Source organism: Pseudolactococcus raffinolactis NBRC 100932, assembly GCF_001591765.1.
GTDB lineage: Bacteria > Bacillota > Bacilli > Lactobacillales > Streptococcaceae > Pseudolactococcus > Pseudolactococcus raffinolactis.
In genome coordinates this window covers 67,245-90,082 of record NZ_BCVN01000002.1, presented here as the reverse complement: position 1 = coordinate 90,082, position 22,838 = coordinate 67,245, and the positions used below count along the sequence as shown (strand labels likewise).

Here is a 22,838-nt window from a genome sequence, read left to right as displayed (position 1 = left end):
GGACTTTTGTCCCTGATTCATTTTATACTTGAGCCTTACATCAAAGCTTGAGCAGCTGTGATGATTGATAATTTATAAACATCTTCTTCATTCGAGCCACGTGACAAGTCAGAGACTGGTTTGTTCAAACCTTGAAGAATGGGACCAATGGCTTCAAAATTCCCGAGACGTTGGGCAATTTTATAACCGATATTTCCAGACTGTAAATCAGGGAAAACAAAGACACTGGCGTTCCCAGCAACTGAAGAATTCGGGAATTTCAAACGTCCAACTTCTGGGACAAATGCCGCATCAAATTGCATTTCACCATCAATTTTAAGGTCTGGTCGCAAGTCTTTGGCTATTTTTGTCGCCTCAACAACTTTAGTCACGTCTTCTGAAGCGCCAGAACCATTGGTTGAGAAACTGAGCATGGCCACACGTGGTTCAATGTCAAACAATGCTGCCGTTGTTGCTGAATCAATGGCGATTTCAGCCAACTCTTGAGCACCCGGTTTAATATTAATGGCACAATCACTGAAAATATATTTTTCTTTACCGTAGGCACGTACCATTAAGAAAGCACCTGATGTCCGTGAAACTCCTGGTTTCGTTTTAATGATCTGAAGCGCCGGACGTACTGTATCAGCAGTTGAGTGAACAGCACCAGATACCAGACCATCGGCTAAGCCCATATAGACTAACATGGTCCCAAAATAGTTGACATCCAACAAAATGTCACGCGCTTGTTCCTCTGTCACTTTGCCTACACGACGTTCAACAAAGGCGTTAACCATTTCATCAAACTGATCGTAGTCTGCTGGATCAATAACTGTAAAGAGCGATGATTGCAAGCCACGCGAGCGCAATGTTGCTGAAATTTCTTCAACATTGCCCAAAAGAATCGGTGTAACTAACTCTTCTGTCTGCAAACGGTGAGCTGCACCAATAATCCGCGGTTCAATACCTTCTGGAAAGACTATTTTCAAGTTTTTTCCTGCAATTTTCGCTTTGAGTCCATCAAACAAATCATTTTTCATCTATATTTCGTCCCTTACCTTTTTTAGTTTACCGACACATTATAGCATAATTCACAAAGATTTGTAAACGTTTTCTCACTTATTTTCTTTCAAAATTGATGCAATTTTCGTATTAATGATATCTAAACCGACTAAATTACTGATACCTTCAGGAATAATCAGATCCGCATAACGTTTGGTTGGCTCAATAAACTCATGATACATAGGTTTAACCGCCCCCAGATATTGGGCGATAATGCTATCTAGACTACGACCGCGTTCTGACATATCTCGCTTAATTCGACGGATAATCCGAACATCATCATCTGTATCCACAAAGATTTTGATGGCCATCATATCACGTAAGCGCTCGTCTTCTAGGACTAAAATACCTTCGACGATGATAACATCTACTGGTTTTTGACAGTAAGTCTCTTTACTACGGGTATGATTCGTATAATCATAAATCGGAATTGCGACCTCTTTTCCCTGCTGAAGTTCTTCAAGTTGGCTAATTAAATAAGTCGTATCGTAAGCCAAAGGATGGTCATAGTTGGTTTTAAGGCGTTCTTCAAAGACAAGGTGACTCTGATCTTTGTAGTAAGAATCATGCTCAATTAAAGCGATTTGTTCGTTTGAAAAGTTAGTCAGTATGGCTTGGCTAACAGAAGTCTTGCCCGAAGCAGACCCTCCTGTCACACCAATTATCATTGGTTTTTTCATCATAACTTCTATTATATCAATTTTTCTGATTTTTTGGTAAAATATATACTATAATGAACAAAAAGAACACTTTATTAGCGTTAGAAGATGACCAGCTTGTCATCCAAACTGGCGACAAAATTTTGATCAAAGGCCCTATGGCGAGCGGTAAAACTACCTTACTGAAAAAAATAATCGCTAAACTCCCTAAGCATCAATTTGATATCCTTTTTCAAACCCTAGACGATAATTTTGTGCCTGGTACTGTGGCCGAAAACCTCGCCTTTAACTTAGAAAATAACGCTGTCCCTTTTAGGGAAATGCAGACAAGCATTCTAGCCAGTGCTGAAGCTTATCACTTGACAGATGACCTTAACACTGACATTTCTGAGTTGACTACCTATCAAAAGAAATTACTGGCTTTAGCGCAACTCCTCATCCTCCCCACTGATATTTTGGTCTTGGATGAGCCTTTATTTTTACCAGAAGCTTTTGATGGCACACTGATCGTGTCAGGTGACTTTGATCCAAATTTATTCGATCAAGTAATTGATTTATCAGAAGAAATAACTACTAGACAAATAGCAGAACTTGACCTCACTCGTCAAATTAATCCTGATAAAGCGATTCTCTCAGTGACAGAACTTGTAGACCAAATGTCTTTCACCATTTACGAGGGTGAAAAAGTCGCCATTACAGCTCCAGATGAAATTCCCGTTGCAGATATGCTAGCTGGTTTTCGCCCAACATCAGGTGAAATTGATTTCTACTATGAAGATGTCACCCACCAATCTCTTGATAAACGTGGCCGAAAGATTGGTTACATCATGGCCAATCCTGATGACATGATTTTTGTAGAGCGCGTCCGTGATGCAGACATTTCCAATGAGCTGCTCACACTCTGCCAACTAACTGCTGTCAAAGATATTCGCCTGTCTCAGTTATCTTATCGCCAAAAACGTCTGTTCACAACGGCTTGCATCCTCATGCAAGCAACGCCGATCGTCATCATTGATCAACCTGAATTTGAGGGCTTTCCTGAGATTCTAGCCTATCTCGACCGCCAAGGCGTTACGCTGATCCTCGTGACCGATGAAGATAAGTTACTACCTTTCATGGATAGACAGGAGGTTTTCTAATGATTAAATCTTTGACCCCTTTTACTAAATTCCTCATCTTTATCCTGACCATGGTTGCTGCCTTGATAACTAACGATACGCGATTCTTAGGTGTTCTGGCTTTGATAGCTCTGACTTGTTTTATAAGCGCAAAGCTTAAATTCGCTAAATGGCTTTGGATTTTGATTATCCTGCATCTTGTGATTACTTTTAGTCTTGATCCTGATTATGGTGTATCACTTTACCACTACAATATCAGTTGGATCGCAGATTTAACACTTCAAGAAGCAATTTACTTACTCAATATCTTTTTTAAGGATGTGATTATCCTAACTTTCTTTCAGATTTTCTTGATGACGAGTCAGCCATTAGAGATTGCTGCTAGTTTAAATTATGTAGGATTGCCTTATCGGTTGTCATATACTATCGGTCGTCTTTTCGGTTTGAGTTCTCGTTTTAACGCAGCCTATACCAAACTGTATAAGGCTGCTATCGCCCAAAATCAAAAGTTTTCAAGGTTTGACGCTGTGCGATTTTTGCTGAAAGCAAAGCACGACGAGACGCTAGCCAGCCGTCATTTTGGTAAAAAGCAAAAACGCACTTGGTATCAGATGCGCCCGATAAGCGTACGCGATAAACGGGCCATGTGGCTTGCTGGATTTTCTGTTATAATAAGTATCATCTTGATTGTCGTGAATGGCGGTCGACTTTGGAATCCGTTTCGATAGTTTAGGTAGTTTGTCTTGATTGACGAACCTAATTTAAGGAGATAAAATATGAAATTAAAACTTGGTGTGATTGGAACTGGCTGGATTTCCCGTGCTTTTATTGATGCAGCATTGTCGACAAAGCATTATCACTTTTCTGCGATTTATACGCGCAATTTGGCAAGTGGTGTCACTTTCACTGAAGATTTTCATCATGTGGATGTCTTTGAAAATTTGGCTGAGTTTGTCGGATCTGACTTGGATGTGATTTATGTTGCTAGCCCTAATTCCTTGCATTTCGAGCAGGCTAAGGCTGCGATTTTAGCTGGTAAGCACGTCATCGTTGAAAAACCAGCCTTTTCAAACCCCGCTGAACTGGATGAGATCATCAAACTTGCGGCACAGAAAAAGGTTCTTTTCTTTGAGGCGGCACGCAATTTACATGAAAAATCCTTTGAAATTATTCGTGAATTTTTGGCTGATAAAGTCATTGTTGGCGCGGATTTCACCTATGCTAAATACTCATCTAAAATGCCTGCCTTGTTAAATGGCGAGCTCCCTAATAAATTCAATCCTAAATTCTCAGGTGGCTTGTTAGCTGACTTGGGTGTTTACCTGCTTTATGCAGCGCATGCCTTTTTCGGCAAGCCAAAGTATGCCCAGTACACTGCTGAATTACTAGAGTCTGGTATCGACGTTTCCGGCGTCGGTGTCCTGTCCTATGAAGGCTTTAAAGTTGCCTTTAAAACAGGTGGTAACTACAATTCATTTTTACCTAATGAGATTTATACAACAACTGGAACGCTTGTCCTTGATGCGGTCAATGCGATCCACTATGCGCGTTTCATTGAATTAGATGGCACAACGCTTGAATTACCGATCAAGGCACCCAAAGATAGCATGCAAGAAGAAGCACTTGATTTTGCCAGAGTGATTGAAGACCCAAATACCCCGAAACATTATGACGACTATGAAAACTGGCTAAGTATGGCAATTAACGTTGCTGCAACAAGTTATGCCATGAGAGAAAGTGCAGGAATTAAATTTGACGCTGACAAAAAATAAGCTACCCGAAGTCTGGGCAGACGTATTAGCCTCTGTCTCTGACTTTACAGAGATTCAACAACAATCCTTTGATGTGATTTCATCGGGACAAAACGTGCTCGCAACGAGCCCGACTGGTACAGGTAAAACCTTGGCTTATCTTTTGCCGAGTTTACTTAAAGTAAAAAAAAAACAAGGGCAACAACTCTTGATTTTAGCCCCCAACAGTGAGCTCGCCGGTCAAATTTTTGAAGTCGTGAAATCATTAGCTGAACCTCTTAGCCTAAGCGCTAATCTGATTATTTCCGGTGCTAGTATTAAACGCCAAATTGAGCGCATTAAAAAAGGGCCTGAAATTATCGTTGCAACACCTGGTCGTGCGTTAGAGCTGGTCAAGGACAAAAAAATCAAAATGACCGCCATCAATACAATCATTCTCGATGAAGTTGATAACCTTCTTGAAGATTCTCAATGGAAATTTGTAAAACCGATCATCACACGTACACCAAAGGATTATCAGTTTATCGCATCTAGTGCGACGGCACACGAAGTTTATGAGAACATGGCTAGTTTCGCACCTAACTTGGCTGAGATCAATGTCGAAAAAACGGATGCAACGGTTGACCATTTCATGGTCAAAGTCGAAAATCGTAAAAAAATCGACCTCTTGCGACAAATCGCTCACATTCCTGGTATGCGTGGTCTAGTCTTCTTCAACCGTTTAGAAGACCTCGGCAATGCCGAAGAAAAACTGACCTTCCAAAATATCGCAGCAGTTTCTATCGCTAGCGATGTCAATGGTAGATTCCGTAAAACGATTATCGAGAAATTTAAAAATGGTGAGATAACACTCCTGCTTGCAACTGATATCGCAGCACGTGGTCTTGATATTGACGACCTCGACTATGTCATTAACTTTGATATCCCAGTCAATCTTGAAAGTTATACCCACCGAACTGGCCGAACTGGTCGTATGGGTAAATCGGGTGTCGTTGTTAACATTGTCGGCAATTCATTTGACGAAAAGAATGTCAAAAAATATCAAAAACAACCTGAAAAAATGCTCAAAGCAGGTGAATTTATCAATCTAAAATGATATAATACTAAATGGCTAAATGCCATTTATCCGTCCCTCTAGTATAACGGATATTACGGGCCCCTCCTAAGGGTTTGATGCTGGTTCGATTCCGGCGGGGGACATTTTAGCACCATAATAGGCGATAATACGTAAGTAAAAACCCTTGTTTTATAAGGGTTTTTACGTTTTACCTGAAATAGAAAACAATACTTTCTAAAAAAATTTAGCACAAATTTGGCACAAATAGATTATCACACAATCAATGATTGTATTTATAATTAAAAAATAAACAACAAACCATGTAGAATGAATCTACATGGTTTGTTTGTCACTAGCTGAAATTTGAGGTAATGAGACTTTTTTCATTTTTGCAATAAAACTAGATATCTGACCTCTAAAAAATGCTAACAATATGCAAATCGAAAACACTACTAGTGGCTCAAGTAAACTCCTAAAAAGTAAAAAAGAAGAATTAAAGTGGTTTTTATTATCGAATATTTTCTCCCATATCAATGATCTCATGTAGTTATTATCATGGATTAAATAAACATCAAATACTAATGGCGATAAAAACAAAATAAACCTTGATTTTTTTATTTTTATCTTTTTAATCATAATAAATGTTGTACCAGCAAAAATGATTGCATTTATACTTTCTGTCCCATTTAAAAACCAATAAGGAATTTTTGGTAATTCGTTATAAATATAAGGTTGATATACTACCCCTTTAAAAATAATTAGTAATAAGCTACCTGTAAAGAAAAGTACAACAAATTTAAAATACTTATTTGACAGTTCTTGTTCGAAGGATTTGATAAGGTCACCTACCAAGATAACATAAACAAATACTAATTCTATACTAGGGAAAAATAGTTATCCGTTTGAGAAACTAGACCTATGAAAGATGGAATATGGCAAAGTAAAATAACTAACCCTGTCATTTTCAACTTTTGTATTCTGTTGGCTGAAACAAGAAATGGCTGAAGTATTGGTTGAAGTATTAAAATAACCACAAACGATGTTAAAAACCAATATTCCGAAAAAGAAATGGGAAAAATTGCCTTAACAATATCCTGCAAGGACATATGTAGCCCTTTTTCTATAAAAAGAAAGCTTATCACAAGAGCTGGAATAGTATACTATCTTGCAATTGTTGATAGCTGGAAAATTTTTTTAACACTAAATCTTTGCTTAGAATAAAAATATCCAGTTATCAAAACGAAAATAATAACACCAATTTTTCCAAAATTACCTATAATATTTATCAATGCTGTTCTCTTAGAAAAACTGTTAGGAAAAATCCAGCTACTATGAACTGAATAATGATGATAAACAATCAGTAGCATACTTAGTATTCTAAGCAATTCGATGTTTATATTTCTCTTTTTTTCTTGTTTCACCTATATCCATCCACCATATTTAATCATTTATATTATAACATTTTCATAATTATTTTACAAAATTTTATTTCTAAATTAAATATAATTGCACCTAACCTCATAAAACACTACCAAAAATACCATATAAAATACTTAAATGTTAGAAAGAAAATAAATGCACGAAATACAATCTAACAAGTGAAATAAAGGTAAACAATCCCTCAATAATAATAAAAAAATAATCCATTTTAAAGAAAATCGCTTAATAGCGTTCGAACCTTCCTACGTAATCACGAAAATCAAGACCAATAATAAAACGCTAGGTCTTTTTACCGACCTAGCGTTTTTAAAGTTATTTCATTTTAACCTACTGCTTTTCACGCAGAACACCATCTTCCATGAGATAAACCTTATCACAATAATCAACTAACCGTAAATCATGGGTAACCATGATCGTTGCTTTATTTTTTTCTTTGGTTTCTTCCGCAAGGATTTTTACGACCTCAAATGCCTTGTCAGTATCGAGACTTGCTGTCGGCTCATCAGCTAAGATGATCGTAGGATCATGATAGAGTGCACGAACAATTGCGACACGCTGTCTTTCGCCACCCGATAACTCCTCTGGATATTTATTAACCAGGGAAGCCACACCGAGTTGTTTAAGCAGCTCCCCACCTTTTGTCATAGCCTTACTTTTGCTCACCTTATCGACCAGTTTGAGTTGATTTTTGACCGATAAAAACGGCACAAGATTCGAACTCTGCAAAATAAAACCAATCTCATCAAACCGTAATTTGGCGCGTTCTTTTTCCTTTTTACCACTGAAAGTCTTGCCGTTAATCAAGACTTCACCATCGGATGGCGCCTGTAAGCCCCCTGCAATGGTCAAGAAGGTACTTTTTCCTGATCCAGACGGTCCGATAATCGCTACAAATTCACCTTTTTTAACTGAAAAATTGGTGTTTTTTAAGGCCTCAATGGTTGCATCACCATCTTGAAAAGATTTAGTGACATTTTTAAATTCTATTGCATTCATCAGTTACTCCAATCTATCCAATGGCTTTTAAAGGATCAATTTTAACAATTGAGCGTACTGAGAATAACGCACCCAAAATTGCGACCACTACAATCAATATCGCGATAGTAGCGAGAAATACCGGTTGTGTTTGGAATGGCACAGCATCGGGTAATGCCATGGCAGATAGAACTGTTGCGACCAAACCAATCACCACGCCCGAGAAAGCTAGAATAAAAGTCTGCGCTACAACAGAGCGTGCAATATAACCACTTGAAATCCCTTGCGCTTTCATAACACCAAAAATCGCCATTTTCTGCATAGTCAAAACATAGATGAAAATCCCAATGACAATGGCAGTAATCACCACCAAAAAGCCAATCATAAATCCGAAAGTCATGACCTGCGCATTATAACCAGGTAGTTTATAGATAAATTGTTTAATCGATAACTGACTCAAACCTGCTGTTTCACTCGGTTTACCTTTTGTGACAATGGCATTAACACTTGTAGATTGTTGGCCAGCCATGCTGGCACCATAACGCATCAGATGAAAAGTCTCTAATGATGTATAGAGGACAGGTGACACACTAAATTTGGCCTGATCAGTAAAACCAACGATGGTCAAAATCTGACCATTGGTCGCTAGTTTGACCTTATCCCCTAATGCATAACCGTATCGTGTCTCTAGACTCTTATCGGCGACAACGTCACCTGTTTCTTGAAACATTTTTCCTTCGACAATATTAGGTCTGAGAAATTGCCCAGGGTCAATCCCAAAGAAACTCACATTTTCTTTTTTCTGGTCGTCCTTACTGTCGATAATAATCCCTGGTGATTGCGCAAGAACAGCCTTTTCTTTAGCCTTCACTTGATCAAGAATTTTAGGATCCAGTTGAGACATGGATAAGCTATCGTTTGCCTTATCTGACAAGAGGATATCTGTCGCCTGCCACTTATCAATTGCCATCTGATATTCCTGTGCTAGTCCATAGGATAAGCCTGTCAGGAAAAAGACGAGATAGGCAATTAAAAATGTCACGCCGATCACCAATGCATATCTCAATTTTGAGTGTCGAATTTCATTCAGTGCTAAAAACATAGGAAACGCCCCCTTTATTTTTAGTATAGCACAAAAATATATTGCCGTTAGTATTTTTAAATTAAAAAATCTATTTTATTTTAAATCTCCCTCATTTGATACCAACTAGAAAAAAATTGCAGCTAGGCTACAAGTCTAATATTTCATTCGCTCTCCCTACTATTTATAGGGATTGACCGGATTTCGTTTCAGTGAAAAGTGATCGGGGACATAGTCAACACCACCCTTTACAAAAGGGTTACACCGTAATATGCGTGCTGTGCCCATGATCACACCCAGAAAGCCGTGTTTTCGGATGGCAACAATCATGTAATTGGAACAGGTTGGGTGATAGCGACAAGCACCTGGTAACATGGGCGAGATGGCCACTTGGTAGAATCGGACGGGCGCAATGAGCACACGAGTAATCATTTTTTTTAGCATGGTGCTCTATTTTCTTTCGTTTAATAATGTTGTAACGGCTGTAACTTAAGCGCGTAGTTTGATGATGAACTTGGTACCTTGCGGGTGATTGTCTTGAACGTCAATCCTACCACCACAGGCATCAATAATCTGTTTGGCTAGGGAAAGGCCAAGACCAAAACCACCTTTTTGGCGAGTCCTCGCCTTATCCACACGATAAAAACGGTCGAAAATTTTCTTTTTATCATCGTTAGAAATACCATAGCCATTGTCTGAGGTCGTAATTACTAAGCTTTGACCTGTTTTTTCGACTTTGATGTCAATGCAGCTGCCAGTATCTGAATATTTAACGGCATTATCAAATAAAATCGTAAGGACTTGTTTGATCAGGCTTTCATCTAGTTTGACACGATCCTTAAAGTTGACCGAACTCGTAAACTCTCGACCAGAGTTCTCAGCGAGTAGTTTATAATTTTCAAATATTTTTTCAAAATAAGTCTGGTCGACTGAAGTCAACTCGACTTTTAGACCCCCATCACGTTTAGCTAAATTGAGCAGATTACTGGTCAGCATCCTCATATTTCGGACTTCTGCCAGACTTTGCGAAATGTTTTCGCTTTGATCAATGATTGTAGCCGTCGGTTTTTGAAACAAAAGCTCTAATCGATTTTGTAAAATAGCCAAAGGTGTTCTCAACTCATGACTGGCATTTTCAACGAAGTTCTTTTCTTTCTCATAGGCAGCTAGGACTGGTTTTTGTGACCATCTTGAGAGATATATAGAGGCTACCAGAGAAATTAACCAGAAGCTGACCATAGTCGTTAAGATGATGAATTGGCTCCGAGACAGGCTATCTGATAATTGATCAACGTTAACAAAAAGCTGAATATAGGCGATATTCGTTGTAATATTTTTGTCAAAGGAAACTTTGAAGGTTTTTGTACGATATAAGAGAGACTCTCCTGATGCTGTTTTAATCGTGATCGTACTAATCTTGCCAACATCTGATTTATTGAATTTTAGGCTATCTGCGATAGTAGCTGTCCCTAGGTTCGTATCCGCATTTAAAATCTGACCTTTTTTATCATAGAGAATAACCGTTTGGTTGGGTGAAAAAATAGAAATTTGTGAGTTAACTGAAGATGAATCTGAAGCATTACCTTGGTTAACGACTGAACCATCAGAAAAAATGGTTGTGCTATTGTTGCCATGCAAGGCTAGATTCGTCAACAGGAGTGGATTTTTGACCAATTTTTCGATTGATTCGTCTGTTGACTTATAGATACCAGAGGTCATCGTTTGTAGGATGATGACAGATAAGGCCACGAAAATGACAGTAAACACGACGAAAAAATGCAAAAAATGCTTCACATCAAAGCGAAACAGGTCACGACTAGCAATTTTTTTGATGATTTTTTTCATGCGTTTTGGTCTTCATCTTTTTTCATATGATCTGCCCTATCTTAAAATATATCCGACATTACGTAGCGTGGCAAGGTTCTCCACAAATTCTGTACCTTTGAGCTTCTTGCGTAATTTTGACATATAAACTTCAACAACGGTGACCGTTGTGTCACTATCAAATCCCCAAATTCGATCGAAAATTTGCTCTTTGGGTAAAATGACGTTGCGATTTTGCAGAAAATAAAGGAGCAGGTCAAACTCTTTGCCAAGTATTTCAACAGGTTTACCTGATATGGTTACTTGATTATTGGCGGTATTGACAACTAGCGTCTCGCCATATTTAATGGTTGAGGTATCTTCTAGTTTTCCTGAGCGTTTGAGTAAGGCTTGAATTCGTGCTTTTAACTCATCCAGATAGAAAGGTTTAGTTAAATAGTCATCTGCACCGATTTCAAAGCCATGCATTTTATCATCTAAGCTTTCCTTAGCTGTCATGATTAAGACGGGTGTTTTGACATCTTTGGCCCGTAATTCGGCTAAGACTTCAAAACCATTTTTCTCAGGCAACATGAGATCTAGCAAAATAATATCATAAATATTCATTTCCGCTTCATACAAACCTTCATCGCCATCAAAAACCTGTACGACATCTGCGAAATTTTCCAAAAAATCATAAACTGAATTAGATAGAGATAGGTCATCTTCTACTAATAGTATTTTGATCATCTTTTTACTTCCTTCCTCTTTAATAAGGCTATATTGGCCAATCTTTTCTATTGACTTGCTTTCTTTTCATTCTACACTATTTTAGCTTAAAAAACTTAAGATAAACATAAAAAAGCCATCAGTTGACAGCTTTTGTTGATTCACGGACTTTAAGTTCAAAGGGTACAGTCACTTTTTCTTTAAAATCAGTTGGATCAGCGAGCAAATGCAAGAGCTTTTGCACTGAGCGATGTCCCAATTGCGTGATGTTGATATCGAATGTCGTGAGATACGGGTGAATCAGACTCGCAAAGACTGAGTTATTAAAGGAAATCACAGAAATATCGTTGGGAACATTAACCCCACGTTCTGTCAGTCCCTGGATGACTTTAATGGCAAGAATATCATCCAAAACTACGAGAGCTGTAGTCTCACCTATTGTGAGTTTCTCAGTCGTATTAAGTAAATGACCACTGAGACCAAGGGATTGAATCTTCTCACTAAAGCCACGATAACGCTCATGAAAGACTTCACCTTTATTTGTATTTGTCACAAATGCCATTTTTTTGTGCCCAAGATTCGCTAAGTATTGTGCAGCTTCTGCGCCCATGAGCTTGTTATCATTATCAACAGCAGTGATCTCATTAGCCCGCTCAATAGGGGTGCCGACGATCACAAAAGAAATTTTATCTGCTAATAGGTAATTTCGCACATCATCTGCTTCTCCAGCATATAAGACGATAAAACCATCCACACGTTTTTCCTGGTACATGACTCTGACTTGACTTAAAAGTTCTTCGTTTGTATGGCCGGAAGCGATTGAAACTGTGATTTTGTTTTGACGGGCTTCTTCGTTAATAGCTGTCAAAATCTTCATGAAAAAGGGTTGCTCAGACTTGTTTGCAATCGGTGGAAAAATAACACCAATAGCACCCGCCTTGCCACTTGCCAGCATCTGTGCTGCAGAATTCCTTGAATAGCCAAGGTCAGCCATAGCTTTCTTTACTTTTTCTTTGGTCTTATCAGAAATCGCCGAGTGATTATGAATCGCCCGACTCACTGTTGACGCATTTACCCCCGCGCGCTTCGCCACATCTTTAATCGTAACTGCCATAGATTCCCTTTCTGATCGCTATTTTAGTTGTTACTTTAAATCTATTACTTGCTGTTAAGACGCTCCCTCCGTCTAGCAGCCAGAATAGAATTAGTTTTTTATTTATCCATTTACATCATAAGAGAAAAACGGAAAACAGCTTGAAAGCGTTTCCGTCTACTGACTATTTATTTTCCCATACTTTTGTTAAAAAATCAAGCGTCAGTTGGCTTGTATCCGAAACAAGGGCAATATCTGTCCCCAATACTTCTGCTTTACCAACGCCAATTGGTAACACCTTTGCAGCTTTAATCGCTGCAATGCCAGAATAAGCATCTTCAATCCCGATGGCTTGACTCACATCTACGCCAACACCTTCAGCAGCAGCGATGAAAATATCTGGTGCTGGTTTACTTGCGGCCACTTTAGCTGGATCGGCAATGGCATCAAAATAATCTGTCAATTGCATCTGGTCGAGTAAGAAAGGGCCATTTTTTGAAGCGGATGCCAGAGCAATTTTAATGCCTTGTCCCCGTAAATCCTGAAGTAGTTGTAAAATACCAGGATAGATATCTTTTGGTGACACCGCTTGAATCATCTCAACATAGTTATCATTTTTAAGTTTGGCCATAGCAGCAAATTCTTCTGCTGTATAGTCATTTTCCTTGCCACCATGTTCTAAAATACGACGCAAGGATTCTTCACGTGAGACACCTTTTAAATTTTCGTTGAACTCACGGTCAATCTTAATCCCAATTTCCTGGGCCAATTTTTCCCAGGCTAAAAAATGATATTCTGCAGTGTCAGTAATGACACCGTCGAGATCAAATAATACTGCTTGAAACATCTTAACCACCTACTTTCACAGTATAACTAGACGTCAATTCAACTGATTGACTATAGACTTCCAGGTTCAAAGCTTCTCCAGATAGCAAGCTGACCGTGACATTTTCAGTCACTTCAATTTTCAAAAGGCGACCACGATAGTTGATGTGGAAGGTATAACCCGTCCAATCGCTTGGTAAGAATGGTGCAAAGCTGAGTTTACCGTCCCATGTTTTCATTTGGGCAAAGCCTTGAACGATGGCTAACCATGAACCTGTCATTGACGTGATGTGCAGACCATCTTCTGTGTCGTTGTTATAATTATCCAAGTCAAGACGTGCTGTCCGACCATACATTTCTACTGCTTTGGCTTCTTTGCCAAGTTCAGCAGCAAGAATGGCGTGAATGGATGGTGAAAGTGAACTTTCATGCACCGTCATTGGTTCATAGAAATCAAAGTTGCGGCGTTTTTCTTCTAATGAGAATTGGTTACCAAAGAAGTAAATGCCTTGTAGCACATCGGCTTGTTTGATAAATGGTGAGCGCAGAATTTTATCCCAAGACCAGTTTTGGTTGAGTGGTAAATCTGTCGCGTCTAAGGCTGAAACAGGGCGAAGATCTTTATCCATAAAGCCATCATGTTGTACAAAGACGCCTTCTTTTTCATCATATGGATAGTACATTTTATCAACGATTTCTGACCATTTTGCCAATTCTTCCGCTGTAACATTGAGATCAGCACGGCTGTGTTTAGCCAAACTTTCTGATGTATAGCTTAAGACCCAAGCAGCCAGTGTATTTGTATACCAGTTGTTGTTGATGTTGTTTTCATACTCGTTAGGTCCAGTGACACCATGGATCATGTATTTGTCATTACGCGCTGAATAATGGACACGGTCTGCCCAGAAACGAGCCACTTCGACGAGGACATCGAGACCTTCATGCGCCAAGTATGTTTCGTCACCTGTATAGTTCGTATAGTTGTAAATAGCATATGGAATCGCGCCGTTACGGTGGATTTCTTCAAAGGTAATTTCCCACTCGTTATGGCACTCAACGCCTGTAAAGGTTACCATTGGATACAAGGCACCTTTAAGGCCTTGTTGACGGGCATTGTGTTGGGCTTGTGGCAATTGTTGGCGACGATATTTCAAGAGATTTTTCGTCACTTTTTCATCTGCTAAAGAGAGATAAAGTGGGACAGCGTAAGCTTCTGTATCCCAGTAGGTTGCGCCACCATATTTTTCACCAGTAAAGCCTTTTGGACCAATATTGAGACGTTCATCTTCACCGTAGTAAGTTGAGAAGAGTTGGAAAAGGTTGAAACGAATACCTTGTTGGGCTTCATCAGACCCCTCAATCACAACATCAGCAATGTCCCAACGTTTACCCCAAGCAGCTACTTGTGCTTGATAAAGACTGTTATAATCTTGCGTTTGAACAGATTTTTCAACGATAGCTTGGTTACCAGCTTTAACTTCTGCTAAATCAGCATAGTCACGACTTGTCGTCACAACAACACGTTTTTCAAATGTTAAAACGTCACCAACTGTGACTGTTTGTTCAAAGCTATTGAAGATCGTTTTTTCAGCTGAAGTTTGCCCAACTGCCTCAAAGTTTCCTGCAAAGGTTTGACTGGCAACTACGGTAAACTGGTCCACGCCAAATGGATTTTCGATTGTTTGCGTTGCGATGTATGACCCGTTATTCGTCTGACCTTTATCTAGGATGTTCCAGAACTGTTCATCGTAGTTTGCATCTTCATTTTTAACGTCCGCATCGATGATCGCATCAATTTGAATCTTGTGGTCTTGGCCATCAACTGTTTCAAACATAAAGGCAAAAACGGCAAGTTCTAAAATATCAGCTGAGAAAAAGCGTTCAGCAGAAACTTTGACACCACGCACAACGTAAGTATAGCTGAGCGTGCCTTTTGCCATATCAAGCGAGATATTAAAATCGCTAATCGACTCAGTTGCCAAATCTACTTCTGCGCCATCAATGACGAGTTTGATTTTTGCAATATTGAGGGCATTGATTGCCTTGCCAAAATATTCTGGGTAGCCATTTTTCCACCAACCAACACGTGTTTTGTCAGGATACCAAACACCTGCTAAATAAAAACCTTGGTGCATATCACCAGAGTATGTTTCAGCAAAATTACCACGCATGCCCATATAGCCATTGCCAATGGCTGTTAAAGATTCTTGTAAGCGTCTATCTTCGATTTCTAGTGTGTCTGATTTAATTTGCCATGGGTCAATCGCCATAATACGTTTGATTTGATTCATTGTTGATTTCCTCACTCATTCATTTTAGGTACTTTAATTTCAGTGCATTAATTGCATTTGGTGTTTTCAATTCTTTCGGCATTGTTATGCCAGATTAGGAGCTTTTTAATGCAACCGGTTTCACTCTTATAGTTTACCACGCAACCGTTTGCACGTCAAGCTATTCTTTTATTTTTCCTGTAAATACGATAATCCCAGCCAGCTAAAGATAAAGCTAATTGATCCGGTACAGGTGCTTGTGTGATCACATCTTGATAGTCATGCAAAGGTGCATCAAAGCTAATACTTGTAGGTGTTTCAGACAAATTTGTCACGATTAAGAAATCACCTCGCTCGTAGGCTAAAACAGTCGGATGGTCTGGGCATAAAAATTTAATGCCACCATCGGAGATATCTTGGTGCTCATGACGAAGTTGAATCAGATATTTGTAGAGATTTAAGATTGAGTCTGGATCAGCTTGTGCTGCTGCGACATTTCTCTCCAGATAATTAGGATTGATGACTAACCAAGGTTTACCATCGGTAAAACCAGCGTTTTCAGTTGCTTCCCATTGCATTGGTGTCCGAGAGTGGTCACGAGAATTCACTGTTGCTGCCTTAAGCGCTGCCTCTTCTGATAAGCCTTCTGCTAGTTTTTCATTGTATAAGTAGATCGTATCAGTAGCATCGACTTGTGAGATATTTGTATAGTTAAAGTTTGTCATGCCGATTTCTTGGCCTTGATAGATAAAAGGCGTGCCTCGAAGTAACATATAAGCAACCGCTAGTGCTTTAGCCGATGCTTTCGTACCGTCTCCTAGAACATCAATTACGCGCGGTTGATCATGATTCTCCAAATAAGGCGCATTCCATCCACGATCCAGTAAGTCTTCCTGCCACCGCATAATCGTGTCTTTAAAACTGATGAGATCACCTTGACCTTCATCATCTTTAACAGTGTGCTCCAGTTCAAAGATCATATCAATATAACCCTGATCATCCGTCCAATTTGGCGCTTCCTTGCTAGAGACACCACTAGCTTCTCCGACTGTCAATGCATCAAATTCATCAAAAATCTTCTTAAATTCTGCCATGTAAGCTTCGATACCAGCGACATTCATGAAAGGTTCCCAAGGGTCATTATCTTTAAAGGATTTAATTTCAAAATCCCAAGGCGCTTTTTCAATATGACTAATCGCATCTAATCTAAAGCCATCAATGCCTTGCTCCAGCCACCAACGGACCATGGCATAAATCTCCTCGCGCACCTTAGGATTATGCCAATTCAAATCGGGCTGTTCTTTAGCAAAAACGTGAAAATAGGCTTCGCCCGTCGTTTCATCAATGGTCCAAGTGCTACCACCAAAAAATGAAATCCAGTTATTGGGCAAGTGATCCGGTGTCGCTGGCTGCCAATGGTAATAGTCACGATAAGGATTGTCCTTGGACTTGCGACTCTCGATAAACCAAGGATGTTGATCCGACGTATGATTGACGACTAAATCCATGATGACCTTCATACCCATTGAATGCGCTTGCATGATCAAGTTTTGCAAATCAGCCATCGTCCCGAAACGTTCTTCATCCAAGGCATAGTAATCAGAAATATCATAGCCCCCATCAAACTGTGGGCTTTTGTAGATTGGATTAATCCAAATAAAATCAACGCCTAAGTTTTTTAGATAAGGCAACTTTTCGATAATGCCATTGATATCCCCAATGCCGTCGCCATTCGTATCGCGAAATGATTTGGGATAAATCTGATAGCCTACTGCTTGTTTAAACCATTTACTTTTCATGTGTCACTCCATTTTTTATGTCATCGTTTGCAACCATTATACAATGCAACCGATTGCATTGTCAAGGAAAACTCTTATCATTTAAAACTTATATATTGCTTCACCACAGTCTGACCATTTTTTTCTGACAAAAAAGACCGATGGTCATCGGTCAATTTTTATGTTAAACTGTCAAACTTATTCTGAAGCCACTTCAATTGCAAAAGCGTCCCATGGTTGAAGCGCTACGTGCGTCAAATCTTTAGGAATTTGACGGTTGGCGATGATGCCTTTTCCACCCACAAACTGACTGTCAAAACTAGCAACTTCGTCAGAGAAATTGACAACAACTAAGTATTGCTTGCCTTCAAAATGGCGAAGATAAGCAAAAACATTGTCAGACGTTTCGAGTAACTCATAATCCCCATAAACCACCCAGTCATTTTGTTTGCGCAGGGCAATCAATTTCTGGTAGGTATAGAAAATAGAGTCCTTATCCGCTAAGGCTGCTTCAACGTTGATCGTCTTGTAATTACTATTAACGGCTAACCAAGGTTGACCTGACGTGAAACCTGCATGATCAGTCGCATCCCATTGCATTGGTACACGAGCGTTATCGCGACCCACAGCACGGATACTCGCCATAATGTCTTCAGGTTTGTAGCCCTGTTCAAGACGTTCAGCATACATATTGAGCGATTCGATATCCTCGACTTGGTCAATCGTTTCAAATGGATAATTGGTCATGCCAATTTCTTCACCCTGATAGATGAAAGGCGTCCCACGCATGAGGTGAAGCAAAATAGCAAAAGCCTTAGCACATTGCACACGATATGCCGTATCATTGCCCCAGATAGAGATGGCACGAGGCAGGTCATGGTTATTCCAAAAGAGTGAATTCCAACCTTGACCTACCGCTAAATCAGTCTGCCATTTAGAGATAACCGCTTTTAATTTCGCCTTGTCAAGGTCGATGACATCCCATTTTGGCTGATCAGGTTCGTGTGACAAACTGATATGTTCAAACTGGAAGACCATGGACAACTCTTCACGATCAGGCGCTGAGTAAAGTTTGGCGATTTCAGGTGTTGCGCCCCATGTTTCGCCCACTGTTAATAGATCTTTATCGCCAAAAGTGGCTTGATTCATTTCATGGAGATAGTCATGCAGCTTAGGCCCATTCCCAGTGATTTCATCGTCAGGAATTTTTCCAATCAAATCAATCACATCCATTCGGAAACCACCAACGCCCTTATCAATCCAGAAATTCATCATGTCATAGACAGCTTGACGAACTTTCTCATTTTCCCAATTCAAGTCGGGCTGTTTTTTAGAAAATAGATGGAGGTAGTATTGACCACTTGCTTCATCAAGTTCCCAGGCAGAACCTGAGAAAGCTGACGTCAAATTATTGGGTTGATCGCGCCAAACGTAGTAATCACGGAAATCATTATCCTTAGATTTTTTAGCTTCAACAAACCAAACATGTTCATCAGAAGTGTGGTTGACCACTAAATCCATGATGATTTTAATGCCATGTTTATCTGCCTCCGCTAAGAGTTCGTCCATGGCTGCCATGTCTCCAAAAATACTGGCAATATCTTCATAGTCTGAAATGTCATAGCCATTATCGTCCATGGGACTCGCATAAACCGGACTGAGCCAAATCGCTGTGATGCCAAGCTTTTCCAGATAATCAAGACGGCTGGTAATCCCTTTAATATCACCAATCCCGTCGCCATCAGAATCTTGATAACTCCGCGGATAAATTTGATAGGCAACAGCCGTCTGCCACCATTTTTTCTCGAATGTCATGATTTTCTACCCTCCTCAGGCATCTGTAATGTGTTTTTTTAGGATACGAGTACAGTTTAACACAAGTCTTTTGATATGTAAACGTTTCCATATTTCTGATATATTTATACCATATATAAAATTATGGTCAAGTGACTCAATTGATAGTTTTAGATTCAAAAATACTAAAAACACAGATACGCAACAGTATCTATGTTCAATTTTTATTTTCAAACGTTTGACTAAACTTCTTTCAAAATCATAGCCTGATGAAAGGCGACCTTACCATTATTACTTTGAACGATATCACCGGTCAAAAGATCCTCATACTTGCCATTGAGATGTGCTATGCCAATGCCTTGAACTGGGAAAAGACCCACGATTTCTTCAGCGCCTAGAACATATTTACCAATCAAAGCTTGACCATCCGCTTCAATCGTATAATAGCCAGTCTTAAAAATTTCTGCTGAGGTAATCTCTGCTAACCTTGCCAGATAGTCACTCTGATCAAGGCCAGTTTGCCACTCCACCTTGTCCGCATCAAAAAGACTTGGGATGTGTTTGGCATGCACTTCTTGGCCGGCATAAAGTTGTGTTGTGCCTTGTTGAAAGTACATGAAGGCAGTCCAAGTAGCGAGTTTTTCTGGGTCAGGAATCAGGGCTGCGGCCCGGAAATTATCATGGTTTTCCAGGTAGCGCATCTTGATATAATTATCCGGATAAATAACGGTTTGACGTGCCAGAGCCTCAGCATAATCTGCCAAGCTACGTTTGCCTGTCAAGACACCGTTAAAAACCTCAAAGACATCATAGTCATATGCCATGTCAAAGGCTTGGAAGATCTCAGATTCTGAAAGCGCCGTTTGACCTTGACTTCTGTTATAGCTGACGAAACTCTCTTCGACTGATTCGGATAACCAGATAGCATCAGGACGTACTTTCGCGACACCTTGACGGGCTTCTAACCAAAAATTTAACGGCACAAGAGATGCGACATCACATCGGAAACCATCCACAAATTCTGCCCACATTTGAAGCGTTTCAATCTGATAATCCCAGAGGTCATGGTTCAGACTATAATCCAAGTCTTTGACATCCGTCCAATCTCCAGTCTTATTTCCAAAATCTCCATTAGGTTTGCGATAGAACCATTCAGGATGATGCTGGATGAGCCAAGAATCTGGCGAGGTATGGTTATAGACGACATCAATGATGACTTTCATGCCTCTAGCATGGATCGCTTCAGTTAAGTGGATAAAATCGGCTTTTGTGCCATACTCTGGATTGATTTCACGATAGTCTTGAATGGCATAGGGTGAGCCGAGAGAACCCTTACGGTTGACGGCGCCAATCGGGTGAATGGGCATGAGCCAGATGATGTCTGTCCCTAAGGCCTTGATGCGGTCAAGCTCAGGCTCAATCGCCGCAAAAGTGCCAGCCTCGCTGAAATTACGTGGGAAAATCGAATAAATGACTTGTCCTCGAAGTGTTTTAGGTGTATCTACTGCCATTAAATGGCCTCGCTTTCTAAAATAACAACAAATCCTTTAGGTTCTAAGTTGCCGTCATTAAAATGATTAGCAAAAATCACTTGGCTACCGACAGTTAGCATCTCATAGGCAACTTCACTCGCATTAAAAACAGCGGTCAAACGCTTGCCAGATAGACAACGCGTCAAGCTTACGACATCACCCTCAATCTGCCAAGCCAAATCACCGTCAACAAGAACCGCCAACTGATCCTTGCGAAGTTGGATCAAGGCCTTCATAAAAGCATACATATCGTGATCCTGCTTTTCAGGACGCCATTCCATGGGCTTACGGTTATCGGGGTCATTGCCGCCAGTCACGGCATATTCACTACCATAGTAAATATCCGGTGTCCCTTGTTGCAGGAACATAAAGGCATACATTTGTTTGACAATGTCTTTATCACCATTAGCAAGACTGAGCACACGCGGAGCATCGTGAGAATCCAATAAATTATACATCATTTGATTGGTTTGATCACGATTGAGCATGAGCTGGGCATTGAGATTGCTGACAAGTTTGTCTGCTGAAATTTTTCTATTGGCGAAATAATCGATAATTGAACCCGTAAAGGCATAGTTCATCACGCCATTAAATTCATCGCCATTAAGCCATGACTGGGCACTAGTCCAAATCTCACCTAGAATATAAAAATCTGGATCAATGGCAGTGACTGCTTTGTAAAATCTTTTCCAGAAATGGTGGTCAACTTCATTGGCCACATCAATTCGCCAAGCATCAATGCCAAATTCACGAATCCAATAGGTACTGATATCTAATAGGTAATCTTGAACTTCAGGGTTGGCCGTGTTGAGTTTCGGCATGTGGCGCGTGAAGGCAAAGGTTTCATAGTTAGAATTATCGTCATACTCGCTTTTTGGTGTCGTTGTGATTGGCCAAGAATGAATGTGGAACCAATCCGCATATTTAGAATTTTCGCCATTTTCCAGTACATTCAACCATTCTGGGCTTTCATCCCCTATGTGGTTAAAGACTGCATCTAACATGACCTTAATGCCACGCGCATGGGCTTTATCGACCAGTTCTTTAAAATCAGCTTTGGTGCCAAAATGAGGATCTATTTCTAAGTAATTTCTAGTGTCGTACTTATGATTGGTAGGTGCTTCGAAAATCGGGTTGAAATAGATACCATTGATGCCCAAATCTACCAGATGATCGAGATGATCAATTACCCCACGTAAATCACCGCCATAAAAAGCCTCCCGTGTTGGATGCGCTTCTGGATCCCATGGCAGTGTGCCTTCATTATCATTAGACGGGTCGCCATTAGCAAAACGCTCAGGAAATATTTGATACCAGATGGTTTCCTTGACCCATTCAGGTGCTTTGAAGCGATCAATTTCTTGGAAATAGGGCATTTTGAAGTAAGCATTAGAGCCCATGAGACCATCACTGCCAGCCGTTTCATCAATTAATGGTTCAAAGCCTTGATCGCCAAAGAAGAGTTCCTCTCCATCAAGTCCTGTGATATTAAAACCGTAATTCAGTCGATTATGGGGCGCCTGTAGCTTGGCTTCCCAGTATTGATGGGTCTCTGTTGCAAGTCCTCGCATCATTTCAATATCGGCTTCTTTTTGCCATACCCCATTTGAAAAGTCATAGGGATCACCATATACGACGACAATTTTGGCGATATCATTTAAAGCGGTACGAATACGGACTCGCATTTCACTTGCCGTGTAGAGATAGGCATACTCAGATTCGGGTCTGTGGTAAATTGCTGATAAGTTCATCATTATGATCTCCTCTATATAGATAGGTATTCTGTCAATTTTTAGAAATGTAATTGCTTTCAAAAATAGTTTAACATAATAAAGTTAAATTGCAACCGTTTGCACATAGAATGGTCAATATTTTATTTATATAGGAGTCAA

The 22,838-nt window shown here is 39.9% G+C and carries 20 protein-coding genes and 1 tRNA gene; 5 read left to right on the top strand and 16 right to left on the bottom strand.

The annotated features are described in order from the left end of the window. Window positions 1-35 precede the first annotated feature (35 nt). A complete protein-coding gene (gene pta, locus LRA01S_RS01495) occupies window positions 36-1,019 on the bottom strand; it encodes a phosphate acetyltransferase (protein WP_061773883.1) in 984 nt (327 codons plus the stop codon). A gap of 75 nt (window positions 1,020-1,094) precedes the next feature. Next, window positions 1,095-1,721, bottom strand: a complete 627-nt coding sequence (udk, locus tag LRA01S_RS01490; protein ID WP_061773882.1) for a uridine kinase — start codon at window positions 1,719-1,721, stop codon at window positions 1,095-1,097. Between the two features lie 53 nt (window positions 1,722-1,774). Between udk and LRA01S_RS01485 the strand changes: the two genes are divergently transcribed. From LRA01S_RS01485 to LRA01S_RS01465, 5 genes are all read left to right on the top strand, one after another. Next, window positions 1,775-2,839, top strand: a complete 1,065-nt coding sequence (locus LRA01S_RS01485) for an ATP-binding cassette domain-containing protein (RefSeq protein WP_061773881.1) — start codon at window positions 1,775-1,777, stop codon at window positions 2,837-2,839. Next, window positions 2,839-3,546, top strand: coding sequence for an energy-coupling factor transporter transmembrane component T (locus tag LRA01S_RS01480; RefSeq protein ID WP_061773880.1), 708 nt, complete (start codon window positions 2,839-2,841; stop codon window positions 3,544-3,546). Before LRA01S_RS01485 ends, LRA01S_RS01480 begins: the two co-directional genes overlap by 1 nt. 48 nt (window positions 3,547-3,594) lie before the next feature. After that, window positions 3,595-4,590, top strand: coding sequence for a Gfo/Idh/MocA family protein (locus tag LRA01S_RS01475; protein WP_061773879.1), 996 nt, complete (start codon window positions 3,595-3,597; stop codon window positions 4,588-4,590). Continuing rightward, window positions 4,556-5,665, top strand: coding sequence for a DEAD/DEAH box helicase (locus tag LRA01S_RS01470; RefSeq protein ID WP_061773878.1), 1,110 nt, complete (start codon window positions 4,556-4,558; stop codon window positions 5,663-5,665). Before LRA01S_RS01475 ends, LRA01S_RS01470 begins: the two co-directional genes overlap by 35 nt. Window positions 5,666-5,697: 32 nt before the next feature. Next, window positions 5,698-5,769, top strand: a tRNA-Arg gene (locus LRA01S_RS01465). A gap of 190 nt (window positions 5,770-5,959) precedes the next feature. Here LRA01S_RS01465 and LRA01S_RS01460 read toward each other — a convergent pair. From LRA01S_RS01460 to LRA01S_RS01390, 14 genes are all read right to left on the bottom strand, one after another. Next, entirely contained in the window at window positions 5,960-6,478 is a 519-nt protein-coding gene (locus LRA01S_RS01460; RefSeq protein WP_061773877.1) for a hypothetical protein, read from the bottom strand. A 308-nt stretch (window positions 6,479-6,786) separates the two neighbouring features. After that, window positions 6,787-7,047: an acyltransferase family protein gene (locus LRA01S_RS11390; RefSeq protein WP_061773875.1), complete on the bottom strand. Its 261-nt coding sequence runs from the start codon at window positions 7,045-7,047 to the stop codon at window positions 6,787-6,789. Between the two features lie 346 nt (window positions 7,048-7,393). Beyond that, window positions 7,394-8,062, bottom strand: coding sequence for an ABC transporter ATP-binding protein (locus LRA01S_RS01445; protein WP_061773874.1), 669 nt, complete (start codon window positions 8,060-8,062; stop codon window positions 7,394-7,396). 13 nt (window positions 8,063-8,075) lie between these two features. Continuing rightward, the gene (locus LRA01S_RS01440; RefSeq protein ID WP_061773873.1) at window positions 8,076-9,143 is read right to left on the bottom strand and encodes an ABC transporter permease; all 1,068 of its coding nucleotides are present in this window, start codon (window positions 9,141-9,143) and stop codon (window positions 8,076-8,078) included. 159 nt (window positions 9,144-9,302) lie between these two features. Beyond that, window positions 9,303-9,554 carry a membrane protein insertion efficiency factor YidD gene (yidD, locus tag LRA01S_RS01435; RefSeq protein ID WP_061773943.1) on the bottom strand — a complete coding sequence of 84 codons (252 nt, stop codon included), beginning with the start codon at window positions 9,552-9,554 and terminating at the stop codon, window positions 9,303-9,305. Window positions 9,555-9,611: 57 nt separating this feature from the next. Next, window positions 9,612-10,967: a sensor histidine kinase gene (locus LRA01S_RS01430; protein WP_061773872.1), complete on the bottom strand. Its 1,356-nt coding sequence runs from the start codon at window positions 10,965-10,967 to the stop codon at window positions 9,612-9,614. A 36-nt stretch (window positions 10,968-11,003) separates the two neighbouring features. After that, window positions 11,004-11,675, bottom strand: a complete 672-nt coding sequence (locus LRA01S_RS01425) for a response regulator transcription factor (RefSeq protein ID WP_061773871.1) — start codon at window positions 11,673-11,675, stop codon at window positions 11,004-11,006. A 118-nt stretch (window positions 11,676-11,793) separates the two neighbouring features. Next, window positions 11,794-12,768 carry a LacI family DNA-binding transcriptional regulator gene (locus LRA01S_RS01420; protein WP_061773870.1) on the bottom strand — a complete coding sequence of 325 codons (975 nt, stop codon included), beginning with the start codon at window positions 12,766-12,768 and terminating at the stop codon, window positions 11,794-11,796. 163 nt (window positions 12,769-12,931) lie between these two features. Next, window positions 12,932-13,594, bottom strand: a complete 663-nt coding sequence (gene pgmB, locus LRA01S_RS01415) for a beta-phosphoglucomutase (protein ID WP_061773869.1) — start codon at window positions 13,592-13,594, stop codon at window positions 12,932-12,934. 1 nt (window position 13,595) lies between these two features. Continuing rightward, window positions 13,596-15,863, bottom strand: coding sequence for a glycoside hydrolase family 65 protein (locus LRA01S_RS01410; RefSeq protein WP_061773868.1), 2,268 nt, complete (start codon window positions 15,861-15,863; stop codon window positions 13,596-13,598). Between the two features lie 155 nt (window positions 15,864-16,018). Then, window positions 16,019-17,641 carry a glycoside hydrolase family 13 protein gene (locus LRA01S_RS01405; RefSeq protein ID WP_061773867.1) on the bottom strand — a complete coding sequence of 541 codons (1,623 nt, stop codon included), beginning with the start codon at window positions 17,639-17,641 and terminating at the stop codon, window positions 16,019-16,021. 177 nt (window positions 17,642-17,818) lie between these two features. Continuing rightward, window positions 17,819-19,435 carry a glycoside hydrolase family 13 protein gene (locus tag LRA01S_RS01400; RefSeq protein WP_061773866.1) on the bottom strand — a complete coding sequence of 539 codons (1,617 nt, stop codon included), beginning with the start codon at window positions 19,433-19,435 and terminating at the stop codon, window positions 17,819-17,821. 221 nt (window positions 19,436-19,656) lie between these two features. Beyond that, window positions 19,657-20,925, bottom strand: a complete 1,269-nt coding sequence (locus tag LRA01S_RS01395) for an alpha-amylase family glycosyl hydrolase (protein ID WP_061773865.1) — start codon at window positions 20,923-20,925, stop codon at window positions 19,657-19,659. Beyond that, window positions 20,925-22,697: a glycoside hydrolase family 13 protein gene (locus LRA01S_RS01390; protein WP_061773864.1), complete on the bottom strand. Its 1,773-nt coding sequence runs from the start codon at window positions 22,695-22,697 to the stop codon at window positions 20,925-20,927. Before LRA01S_RS01390 ends, LRA01S_RS01395 begins: the two co-directional genes overlap by 1 nt. Between the last annotated feature and the right edge of the window lie 141 nt (window positions 22,698-22,838).

Coding starts and splice junctions, on each gene's coding strand:
- LRA01S_RS01400 (WP_061773866.1), bottom strand. CDS start 19,435: ATGACATTCGAGAAAAAATGGTGGCAGACGGCTGTTGCCTATCAAATT.
- LRA01S_RS01420 (WP_061773870.1), bottom strand. CDS start 12,768: ATGGCAGTTACGATTAAAGATGTGGCGAAGCGCGCGGGGGTAAATGCG.
- LRA01S_RS01390 (WP_061773864.1), bottom strand. CDS start 22,697: ATGAACTTATCAGCAATTTACCACAGACCCGAATCTGAGTATGCCTAT.
- LRA01S_RS01410 (WP_061773868.1), bottom strand. CDS start 15,863: ATGAATCAAATCAAACGTATTATGGCGATTGACCCATGGCAAATTAAA.
- LRA01S_RS01480 (WP_061773880.1), top strand. CDS start 2,839: ATGATTAAATCTTTGACCCCTTTTACTAAATTCCTCATCTTTATCCTG.
- LRA01S_RS01485 (WP_061773881.1), top strand. CDS start 1,775: ATGAACAAAAAGAACACTTTATTAGCGTTAGAAGATGACCAGCTTGTC.
- LRA01S_RS01395 (WP_061773865.1), bottom strand. CDS start 20,925: ATGGCAGTAGATACACCTAAAACACTTCGAGGACAAGTCATTTATTCG.
- LRA01S_RS01440 (WP_061773873.1), bottom strand. CDS start 9,143: ATGTTTTTAGCACTGAATGAAATTCGACACTCAAAATTGAGATATGCA.
- yidD (WP_061773943.1), bottom strand. CDS start 9,554: ATGATTACTCGTGTGCTCATTGCGCCCGTCCGATTCTACCAAGTGGCC.
- pta (WP_061773883.1), bottom strand. CDS start 1,019: ATGAAAAATGATTTGTTTGATGGACTCAAAGCGAAAATTGCAGGAAAA.
- LRA01S_RS01425 (WP_061773871.1), bottom strand. CDS start 11,675: ATGATCAAAATACTATTAGTAGAAGATGACCTATCTCTATCTAATTCA.
- LRA01S_RS01475 (WP_061773879.1), top strand. CDS start 3,595: ATGAAATTAAAACTTGGTGTGATTGGAACTGGCTGGATTTCCCGTGCT.
- LRA01S_RS01430 (WP_061773872.1), bottom strand. CDS start 10,967: ATGAAAAAAATCATCAAAAAAATTGCTAGTCGTGACCTGTTTCGCTTT.
- LRA01S_RS01445 (WP_061773874.1), bottom strand. CDS start 8,062: ATGAATGCAATAGAATTTAAAAATGTCACTAAATCTTTTCAAGATGGT.
- udk (WP_061773882.1), bottom strand. CDS start 1,721: ATGAAAAAACCAATGATAATTGGTGTGACAGGAGGGTCTGCTTCGGGC.
- LRA01S_RS01405 (WP_061773867.1), bottom strand. CDS start 17,641: ATGAAAAGTAAATGGTTTAAACAAGCAGTAGGCTATCAGATTTATCCC.
- pgmB (WP_061773869.1), bottom strand. CDS start 13,594: ATGTTTCAAGCAGTATTATTTGATCTCGACGGTGTCATTACTGACACT.